Consider the following 9,835-nt stretch of genomic DNA (forward strand, 5'->3'; position numbering starts at 1 on the left):
TCAGTGGCCGCGTTCCGCACCTCCGTTGACCTGGACGATCTGGGACGTGATGTGTGCGGCGCCGGGCGAGGCAAGCCAGTGCAGGGTGGCCGCGACATCCCCCGGGGTGCCGGCCCGGCCGGTGGACGTCTCGGCGACCAGCCGCTCCCGTCTCGCCTCCTCGATCGCCTCACCGAAGAACTCGGTGTCCTCCACATAGCCGGGCGCCACCACGTTCACGGTGATGCCGCGCGGGCCCAACTGCCGGGCCAGATCGTGGGTGTAGGGGTGCAGGGCGGCCTTGGCCGCCGCGTACGCCCCGGTTCCGGAGCCGCGGTAGGCGGCGATGGAGCTGAGGAACAGCACCCGCCCGCCGGGCTCGGCGAGCCGCTCCTTCAGTGCCTCTGTGAGGAGCACGGCGGTCAGGGTGTTGATCCGGAAGTTGACCGACCAGGTGTGCGCGACGGCGTTGAGGGGGTCCTCGGCGGGTCCCCCGGGCTCCCGGCCCCCGTTGCCGCCGGCGCTGTGCACGAGCACGTCCACGGTGCCGAACTCCTCGGCGACGAACCGCGCCACGCCGCGCACGGCCGCGGGATCGCCGAGGTCGGCGGCGTACGTCAGCGCCCCCGGCACTCCCGCCTGCTCCAGCACTTCGCCGCGTCGGCCGAGCAGCAGCACCCGGTCCCCGTCCGCCGCGAAGACGCGGGCCGCCGCGCGCCCGATCCCCGTCCCACCACCACTGATCACAATGTTGCGAGCCATGATCCGAGAGTACGAGCGCGGCGCCACCCGGGCCTCCGGATATCCACAGCCCCCATGTGCTCATATGACCACCCGCGGACCGGCACCCCAGGACCGGCACCCCAGGACCGGCACCCCAGGACCCATACCCCGGACCGGCACCCACGACCGACCGCCGTCCCGCACCCGACCGGACCAGGCCGGACCAGGCCGGACCAGGCCGAGCCAGGCCGAGCCAGGCCGAGCCGAGCCAGCCGAGCCGATCGCATCAGCGCAGGCTGCGCACGTCCAGATGGCGCAGCACCCGGTCCACGATCTCCGGATCCGCCCCCGGCTCGCTCCGCGCCGCCAGCACCTCGTGCCGTGCCGCGCTCAGCAGCTCCCCCTGGATCCGTCGCAGCCGCTTCACCCGCCGCACCCGCTTGTCATGCGCCTCGCGGCGCTCCTCCTCGCCGATGTCGGGACTGATCCGCACACCGATGTCGAAGGCCCGCCGCAGCATCTGCTCGGACAGCTCCTCCGGCAGGTCCTCGACCTCCTCGATCTCCCGCAGCCTGCGCTTGGCCGCCCGCGCCGCCCGCACCGCCAGCTGCTTCTCGAACTCCTTCTCCCGCTCCGTGTCGGCCCGCACGCCGAGCCGCTTCACCAGCCACGGCAGGGTCAGCCCCTGGAGCACCAGCGTCGCCATGATCACCCCGAACGCGATGAACACGATCTCGTCCCGGTCGGGGAACGGTGACCCGTTGTCGGCCTTCAGCGGAATGGCCAGCGCCAAGGCCACCGAGGCCACCCCGCGCATCCCCGACCACCACATGACGACGGTCTCGCGCATGCTCATCGGGATGTCCTCGTCGAAGTCCCGTTTCGCGTGCAGCCGTTTCGTGAGCCAGGTGGCGGGCAGCAGCCACAGCAGCCGCACGAACACCACGACGCCCACCACGGCGGCGGCCCAGCCGAGCATCTGGGCCCAGTGACCGGCGGCGGTCCGGATCGCGTTGTGCAGTTCGAGCCCGATCAGGCCGAACGCGACCCCGGTGACGAGCGTGTCGACGATGTCCCAGAAGGTGTGCCCGGCGAGCCGGGTCATCACATCGTCGGCGTCGGTGGCGTACTCGGAGATGAACAGCGCGGTGGTGAGCACGGCCAGCACACCGGAGCCGCGCAGTTCCTCGGCGAGCACGTACGACACGTACGGCACGAGCAGGGTCAGCCCGATCTGCAGCGTCGCGTCCCCGAGCACGTCCATCAGCCTGTTCGCGCCCCAGCCCAGGGCGAGTCCCACGGCGACGGCGACCACGGCGGACAGCACCAGGTCGAGCCCGGCCCGCCAGGGCGAGAAGGTGCCGCCGACCGCGGCGGCGATCGCCACGTGGTACAGCACGATCGCGGTGACGTCGTTGAACAGCCCCTCGCCCTCCAGGATCGACACCAGCCGGCGTGGCAGTCCCAGCTGCCCGGCAACGGCGGTGGCGGCGACCGGGTCGGGCGGGGCGACCAGCGCGCCCAGCGCCACCGCCGCGGCGATCGGCAGTCCGGGCACGATCGCGTTGGCCACGACCGCCACGCTGACGGTCGTGACGAACACCAGGGCGACGGCCAGCAGGAAGATCGGCCGTTTGTTGGCCGCGAACTGCCGCCAGGACGTGCGCCGCACCGCCGCGTACAGCAGGGGCGGCAGCAGCGCGGGCAGGATCAGCTCGGGCGGGATGTTCACGTTCGGCACGAAGTCGAGCACCGCGAGGACAATGCCCAGCAGGGTCACCAGGATCGGCGCCGGCAGCCCGAGCCGGTCCCCCACCGGGACGCTGATCAGAGCCCCGAGCAGCAACACGAACAACAGGGCCAACTGATCCACGGCCGGCGCTCCGGGAGTCGACGATCACACAACAGTGTTCAAGCCTGCCATGTCCCCCTTTGCGCCCACCCGCCGTCCCCCTTTGCGCCCGCCCGGTGCCGGCGGCTACAGGGCGCGCCGCATCGCCCGGTGCGGGATCCCCGCCTCCGGGTACTCCGGCCCGTACGGCACATAGCCCAGCCGCTCGTAGAAACCCAGGGCGTGCGTCTGGGCGTGCAGGTCGACCGCCGTCAGGCCACGCGCGCGTGCCGCCTCCTCGATGGCCCGCACCAGGGCCACACCGACGCCGAGCCCACGCGCCTCCCGGCGGACCGCGAGCCGCCCCAGCGAGCCGAGCGACGGGTCGCCGCCGGTCTTCTGGGTGGCCTGCGCGCCGTGCAGCAGCCGGCCGGTGCCGAGCGGCTCGCCGTCCGCGCCCACCGCCAGGACATGCACGGCGTCGGCGTCGTACGCGTCGTACTCGATGTCCTGCGGGACCCCCTGCTCGACGACGAAGACCTCCTTGCGCACCGCGAAGCACGCCTCGCGGTCGGCGGGGTCCTCGGCGACGCGCACCGTGTACGACGGGGTCACGCGTAGGTCTCCTCGCGGACCCGGTCCAGCGCCTGCTGAAGATCCTCGGGATAGTCGCTGGCGAACTCGGCCCAGGTGCCGTCCCCGGGGTGCTCGAAGCCGAGGCGCACGGCGTGCAGCCACTGACGGCCGAGGCGCAGCCGCTTGGCGAGCGTGGGGTCGGCGCCGTAGGTGAGGTCGCCGACGCAGGGGTGGCGGTGGGCGGCCATGTGGACCCGGATCTGGTGGGTGCGGCCGGTCTCCAGCTTCACGTCGAGCAGGGAGGCCGCACGGAACGCCTCGATCAGGTCGTAGTGCGTGACGGAGGGCTTTCCGTCGGCGGTGACCGCCCACTTGTAGTCGTGCTGGGGGTGACGGCCGATGGGCGCGTCGATGGTGCCGCTGGTCGGGTCCGGGTGGCCCTGGACCAGCGTGTGGTAGCGCTTGTCGACCGTGCGCTCCTTGAACTGGCGCTTGAGCGACGTGTACGCGTACTCGGACTTGGCGACCACCATCAGGCCCGACGTGCCGACGTCGAGGCGGTGCACGATGCCCTGGCGCTCGGCCGCGCCGGAGGTGGAGATCCGGTAGCCGGCGGCGGCGAGCCCGCCGATGACCGTCGGCCCGCTCCAGCCCGGCGACGGATGGGCCGCGACACCGACCGGCTTGACGATCACCACGATGTCCTCGTCGTCGTGCACGATCTCCATGCCCTCGACCGGTTCGGCGACCACCTGGACCGGTGCGGGCGCCTGCGGCATCTCGACCTCCAGCCAGGCCCCGCCGCGCACCCGCTCCGACTTGCCGACCACCGCGCCGTCGACCTGTACCTTGCCGGCCGCGGCCAGCTCCGCCGCCTTCGTCCGGGAGAAGCCGAACATGCGGGAGATGGCGGCGTCGACGCGCTCGCCCTCCAGGCCGTCCGGCACGGGCAGGGTGCGGATCTCGGGAATCGTGCTCACCCGTCGAGTATGCCGGACGGGACCGACAGTCCCGTACGGGAGTCCCGCGGCCCCGTGGGCCGGATCCGGGGTCCGCCGCGGTCAGTCCCGGTGGACGGTGCCGTCCGGGTCGAGGCCGCGGAACGACAGCAGCACGATCAGGATGCCGCCGCAGACGATCGCCGAGTCGGCCAGGTTGAACACCGCGAAGCCCTTGGGGGCGATGAAGTCGACGACCTCACCCTCGAAGACGCCCGGCGAACGGAAGATCCGGTCGGTCAGGTTGCCGAGCGCGCCGCCGAGCAGCAGCCCGAGCGCGATCGCCCAGGGCAGGCTGTAGAGCTTGCGGGCCAGACGGATGATCACCACGATCACGGCCGCCGCGATCACGGTGAAGATGATCGTGAAGGCCTGTCCGACCCCGAAGGCGGCACCGGGGTTGCGGATGGCGTTGAACTCCAGCCACTCCCCGATGACCTTGATCGGCGCATGGTGTTCCAGCTTCGCGACCACGATCATCTTGCTGACCAGGTCGAGGGCGTACGCGAAGACGGCCACCGCGAAGAGCACGGCGATCCGGCGCCTGCCCCGGGGCCGCTCGGCCGGGATGTGCTGTTCGTCCGCTCCGGCCGTCCGCTCGTCGCTGTCGTCCGGGGTGTCCGGCGTACCGATGATGCGCTCCGCCTCTGCCACGTGAGTCCCTCAACTTAGGTACCTGACTGAGGATGAGACTACGGCACGCCCGTGACGGCTCACGCGCTCAGTAGCGGCGTTCCTGCTTCTGCTTGCACTCGACGCACAGGGTGGCCCTCGGGAAGGCCTGCATCCGGGCCTTGCCGATCGGGTTGCCGCAGTTCTCGCACAGGCCGTACGTGCCCGTGTCCAGCCGTTGCAGGGCGCGTTCGGTCTGGACGAGCATCTCGCGCGCGTTGGCGGCCAGCGCCATCTCGTGCTCGCGCGTGATGTTCTTGGTGCCGGTGTCCGCCTGGTCGTCGCCCGCGCCGTCCCCGGAGTCCCGCATCAGGCCCACGAGTGAGGCCTCGGAGGAGCTGATCTCGGTGCGCAGTCGCGTCGCCTCGGACAGCAGCTCCGCGCGGGCCTCCTCGACCTCCTCCGGCGTCCAGGGGTCCTCGCCCGGGCGGACCGCGAGTTCGCCGGGTTCCGCCGCCGCGGCGAGGCGTGCGTTGGGGACGGCGGTCTTGGCCGCCGTGGCCGTGCCAGGAGTCTTCTTCGCAACCACTGTCGTGGCTCCCGTCTGCTTCGCGGCCTGCGCCGCGCCCGCCTTCTTGGCCGTGCTCTTGCTGCCCGCGCCCTTGGCGGCGTCCTTCGGCAAGCCGCCCTTCTGCGCCACCGTCCGCTCGGCGGCCGCCGACCCCTTGGCCGCCTTCTTGGCGACCGTCTTCTTCCGGGCGGCCTTCTTCTGGGCCGTCTTCTTCTGCGCCGTCTCCTTCGCGGCCGGCTTCTCAGCCGCCGTCTTCTTCTCAGCCGGCTTCTTGGCGGCCGCCTTCTTCCCAGCGGCCGTCTCCTTCACAGTCGGCTTCTTCGCGGCCGTCTCCTTCGCGGCCGGCCGCTTCGGCTGCGGCTCCTCGGCGGCCGGCTCCTTCAGAGTGCTCTCCTCGGCGGCCTTCGGTGCCGTCTCCTTGCTCATGGCCTTCTCGGCCGTCTTTCTCCGCGCGGCGGCCTTCCGGGGAGTCGCCGCTCCGGCGGTCTCCTTGGCCGGGCCCTTCGCCACCGCCGTCTCGGCCGCCTTCTTCGAGGGCGCCCGCTTTGAGGTGGGCGACGTCTTCGCGGCCCGTCCCTGCGTGCCCTTCTTGCCTCCCACGCCCTTGGCGGGGCCGCCGGAGGCACCCGCGGCAGCGGCCCGGGACCTGCCCGATGCCGACTGCTGTACGGCGGTCTTCTTCACCACCATGGCCGCGGCCCCTTCACATATTGTGATCTTGCTCGCGAATCGTGCTGGGACGATAAATCGACTTGGGTCCCGCGGCAACGGGGCACGCCGCCCGATCCGCCCGCCCCGCGACCCCCGCGCGGCAAGCCTTCATGCGTTGTGCCCAACTGCCCGCCGGGTAATCCGCCGAGCCGGGCATCCCAGGATACGAACACCCGTACCTCTCCATTCGGGTCATCTCACCACCTGCGGGGATCCCCCGCCACCGGTGCCGGAAACCGGGTCGGCCGCTGTCCCCGGGGCGCCGTACACTGGGCGGAGCGAAAAGCGTGGATGGGGACGAGTAGCGGCGTACGCAGCCCAGAGCGACCCGGGGACGGTGGAAGCCCGGGGGCGAGCGCGACGTGAAGATCACCCCGGAGCCGCTGGAAGAAAGCCGTGGAGGACCCCCGCCGCGGCGAGTAGAACCGGCATCGCGACCTCAATGAGGGGGCTCACCGGCGTCCGCGACGCACCGGGGGGCCAAGGAGGGTGGTACCGCGGGAGCGCGCCGCACACGGCGTCGACAGGCAGAAGGCTCTCGTCCCTCCGACGGAAGGCAGCACTCTCCGTTGGAGGAAGCCCGCAGATGACAGCGCCGACGTACCGCCAGGTGCCCGCTCAGGTGGACCTGCCCGCCCTGGAACACGGGGTGCTCGACTTCTGGCGCGAGCAGAAGATCTTCGCCAAGACCCTGGAGCAGTCCGAGGGCCGCCCCGAATGGGTGTTCTACGAGGGCCCGCCCACCGCCAACGGCATGCCCGGCGCCCATCACATCGAGGCCCGCGTCTTCAAGGACGTCTTCCCCCGCTTCCGCACCATGCGCGGCTACCACGTGGGCCGCAAGGCGGGCTGGGACTGCCACGGCCTGCCGGTGGAGCTGGCGGTCGAGAAGGAGCTGGGCTTCTCCGGCAAGCAGGACATCGAGGCGTACGGCATCGCCGAGTTCAACGCCAAGTGCCGCGAGTCCGTCCTGCGGCACACCGACGCCTTCTCCTCGCTGACGACCCGGATGGGCTACTGGGTCGACCTCGACGACGCCTACGTCACGATGGACCCCGAGTACATCGAGTCGGTCTGGTGGTCGCTGAAGGAGATCTTCAACAAGGGCCTGCTGGTCCAGGACCACCGCGTCGCCCCCTGGTGCCCGCGGTGCGGCACGGGCCTGTCGGACCACGAGCTGGCGCAGGGCTACGAGACGGTCGTCGACCCGTCTGTCTACGTCCGCTTCCCGCTCACCTCCGGACCGCTCGCGGGCGAGGCCGCGCTCCTGGTGTGGACGACCACCCCCTGGACCCTGGTGTCCAACACGGCGGTCGCGGCGCACCCCGAGGTCACCTACGTCGTCGCGACCGACGGCAAGGAGCGGCTGGTCGTCGCCGAGCCGCTGGTCGCCAAGGCGCTCGGCGAGGGCTGGGAGACCACCGGGCAGACGTTCACCGGCGCCGAGATGGAGCGCTGGACCTACCGGCGCCCGTTCGAGCTGGTGGAGTTCCCCGAGCCGGCCCACTACGTGGTCAACGCCGAATATGTGACGACCGAGGACGGTACGGGCCTGGTCCACCAGTCCCCCGCCTTCGGTGAGGACGACCTCAAGGTCTGCCGCGCCTATGGCCTGCCGGTCGTCAACCCGGTCCGCCCGGACGGCACCTTCGAGGAAGACGTGCCGCTGGTGGGCGGCGTCTTCTTCAAGAAGGCCGACGAAAAGCTCACCGAGGACCTCGCCGCGCGCGGCCTGCTCCTGCGGCACGTGCCGTACGAGCACAGCTACCCGCACTGCTGGCGCTGCCACACGGCGCTGCTCTACTACGCGCAGCCGTCCTGGTACATCCGCACCACGGCGATCAAGGACCGGCTGCTGGCGGAGAACGAGAAGACCAACTGGTTCCCGGACACGGTCAAGCACGGCCGGTACGGGGACTGGCTGAACAACAACATCGACTGGGCGCTGTCCCGCAACCGCTACTGGGGCACCCCGCTGCCGATCTGGCGCTGCGAGGACGGCCACCTCACCTGCGTCGGCTCCCGCGCCGAACTCTCCGAGCTGACCGGCACCGACCAGTCCGGCCTCGACCCGCACCGCCCGTTCATCGACGAGGTCACCTTCGCCTGCCCCGAGTGCGCCCAGGAGGCCACGCGCGTCCCGGAGGTCATCGACGCCTGGTACGACTCGGGTTCGATGCCGTTCGCGCAGTGGGGCTACCCGTACAAGAACAAGGAGCTGTTCGAGAGCCGGTACCCGGCGCAGTTCATCTCCGAGGCCATCGACCAGACCCGCGGCTGGTTCTACACACTGATGGCGGTCGGCACCCTGGTCTTCGACAGGTCGTCGTACGAGAACGTCGTCTGCCTGGGTCACATCCTCGCCGAGGACGGCCGCAAGATGTCCAAGCACCTGGGCAACATCCTGCAGCCGATCCCCCTCATGGACCGGCACGGCGCGGACGCGGTGCGCTGGTTCATGGCGGCGGGCGGCTCGCCGTGGGCGGCCCGTCGCGTGGGGCACGGCACCATCCAGGAGGTCGTCCGCAAGACGCTCCTGACGTACTGGAACACGGTCGCCTTCCAGGCTCTGTACGCGCGCACGTCGCAGTGGGCCCCGTCCGCGGCGGACCCGGCGCCGGCCGACCGCCCGCTGCTGGACCGCTGGCTGCTCTCCGAACTGCACGCGCTCACCGACCAGGTCACGCAGTCCCTGGAGGCGTACGACACCCAGCGCGCCGGCAAGCTGCTGTCCGCGTTCGTCGACGACCTCTCGAACTGGTACGTCCGCCGCTCGCGCCGCCGCTTCTGGCAGGGTGACAAGGCCGCGCTGCGCACCCTGCACGAGGTCGTCGAGACGGTGACGAAGCTGATGGCCCCGCTGACCCCGTTCATCACCGAGCGCGTCTGGCAGGACCTGATCGTGCCGGTCACCCCGGGCACGCCCGAGTCGGTGCACCTGGCGTCCTGGCCCGAGGCGGAGCTGTCCACGATCGACCCGGAGCTGTCGCGGCAGATGGTCCTGGTCCGCCGGCTGGTGGAGCTGGGCCGCGCCACGCGCGCGGAGTCGGGCGTCAAGACCCGGCAACCGCTGTCCCGGGCGCTGGTCGCGGTCGCGGGCTTCGAGTCCCTCCACCCCGAGCTGCACGCGCAGATCACCGACGAGCTGAATGTCAGTTCGCTGGCCTCGCTCTCGGAGGTGGGCGGCTCCCTCGTCGACACGACGGCCAAGGCGAACTTCCGCGCGCTGGGCAAGCGGTTCGGCAAGCGCGTCCAGGATGTCGCCAGGGCCATCGCGGACGCCGACGCGGCGGCGCTGTCCCTGGCCCTGCGCGAGGGCACGGCGTCCGTGGAGGTCGACGGCGAGACGGTGACCCTCGCCCCGGACGAGGTGATCATCACCGAGACCCCGCGTGAGGGCTGGTCGGTGGCCTCCGACTCGGGCGCGACCGTGGCCCTCGACCTGGAGATCACCGAGGAGTTGCGTCAGGCGGGCCTCGCCCGTGACGCGATCAGGCTGATCCAGGAGGCCCGCAAGAACAGCGGTCTCGACGTGGCGGACCGGATCGCGCTGCGCTGGACCGCCACGGACCCGGCGGTCATCGCGGCACTGTCCGAGCATGCGAGCCTGATCGCCGACGAGGTCCTGGCCACGGACTTCGCCCAGGGCGAGGCGGACGACTCCTACGGGGACCCGTTCACCGACGAGGGGTTGTCGCTGGCCTTCCGCCTGCGCAAGGCGTAGGCCCGAGAAACCGGCAAGGGCCGGGCGCCGGGCACACGGACAGCGCTTGCCTCTCTCGGGGTCACGGCCGCTCGCACGCGGACGACTCTCGGGCTCTTGGGCAAGGCGAC

Annotated in this window: 7 protein-coding genes; 1 reads left to right on the forward strand and 6 read right to left on the reverse strand. The window is 71.3% G+C overall.

Annotated elements, in window-relative coordinates:
* From ABT245_RS20485 to ABT245_RS20510, 6 genes are all read right to left on the reverse strand, one after another.
* Positions 1–741 (reverse strand): SDR family NAD(P)-dependent oxidoreductase, encoded by a 741-nt coding sequence (locus ABT245_RS20485; RefSeq protein ID WP_351735507.1) that lies wholly within the window; start codon positions 739–741, stop codon positions 1–3.
* A gap of 247 nt (positions 742–988) precedes the next feature.
* The gene (locus ABT245_RS20490) at positions 989–2,575 is read right to left on the reverse strand and encodes a Na+/H+ antiporter (RefSeq protein ID WP_351735509.1); all 1,587 of its coding nucleotides are present in this window, start codon (positions 2,573–2,575) and stop codon (positions 989–991) included.
* Positions 2,576–2,680: 105 nt separating this feature from the next.
* Entirely contained in the window at positions 2,681–3,148 is a 468-nt protein-coding gene (locus ABT245_RS20495) for a GNAT family N-acetyltransferase (RefSeq protein WP_351735511.1), read from the reverse strand.
* A complete protein-coding gene (locus ABT245_RS20500) occupies positions 3,145–4,089 on the reverse strand; it encodes an RluA family pseudouridine synthase (RefSeq protein ID WP_351735513.1) in 945 nt (314 codons plus the stop codon). The genes ABT245_RS20495 and ABT245_RS20500 overlap by 4 nt, the downstream gene beginning before the upstream one ends.
* Before the next feature lie 81 nt (positions 4,090–4,170).
* Positions 4,171–4,761: a signal peptidase II gene (gene lspA, locus ABT245_RS20505; RefSeq protein WP_351735515.1), complete on the reverse strand. Its 591-nt coding sequence runs from the start codon at positions 4,759–4,761 to the stop codon at positions 4,171–4,173.
* Between the two features lie 67 nt (positions 4,762–4,828).
* Positions 4,829–5,980 carry a TraR/DksA C4-type zinc finger protein gene (locus ABT245_RS20510; RefSeq protein WP_351735517.1) on the reverse strand — a complete coding sequence of 384 codons (1,152 nt, stop codon included), beginning with the start codon at positions 5,978–5,980 and terminating at the stop codon, positions 4,829–4,831.
* 607 nt (positions 5,981–6,587) lie between these two features.
* Here ABT245_RS20510 and ileS point away from each other — a divergent pair.
* On the forward strand, positions 6,588–9,725 hold the full coding sequence (ileS, locus tag ABT245_RS20515; protein ID WP_351735519.1) for an isoleucine--tRNA ligase: 3,138 nt from the start codon (positions 6,588–6,590) through the stop codon (positions 9,723–9,725).
* Positions 9,726–9,835 lie beyond the last annotated feature (110 nt).

Source organism: Streptomyces sp. NPDC001508 (assembly GCF_040298665.1).
In the GTDB taxonomy this organism is placed as follows: domain Bacteria; phylum Actinomycetota; class Actinomycetes; order Streptomycetales; family Streptomycetaceae; genus Streptomyces.

What these genes read in the sequence shown, in the direction of transcription:
- ABT245_RS20510 (WP_351735517.1), bottom strand. Translation starts at nt 5,980, where the DNA reads ATGGTGGTGAAGAAGACCGCCGTACAGCAGTCGGCATCGGGCAGGTCC.
- ileS (WP_351735519.1), top strand. Translation starts at nt 6,588, where the DNA reads ATGACAGCGCCGACGTACCGCCAGGTGCCCGCTCAGGTGGACCTGCCC.
- ABT245_RS20485 (WP_351735507.1), bottom strand. Translation starts at nt 741, where the DNA reads ATGGCTCGCAACATTGTGATCAGTGGTGGTGGGACGGGGATCGGGCGC.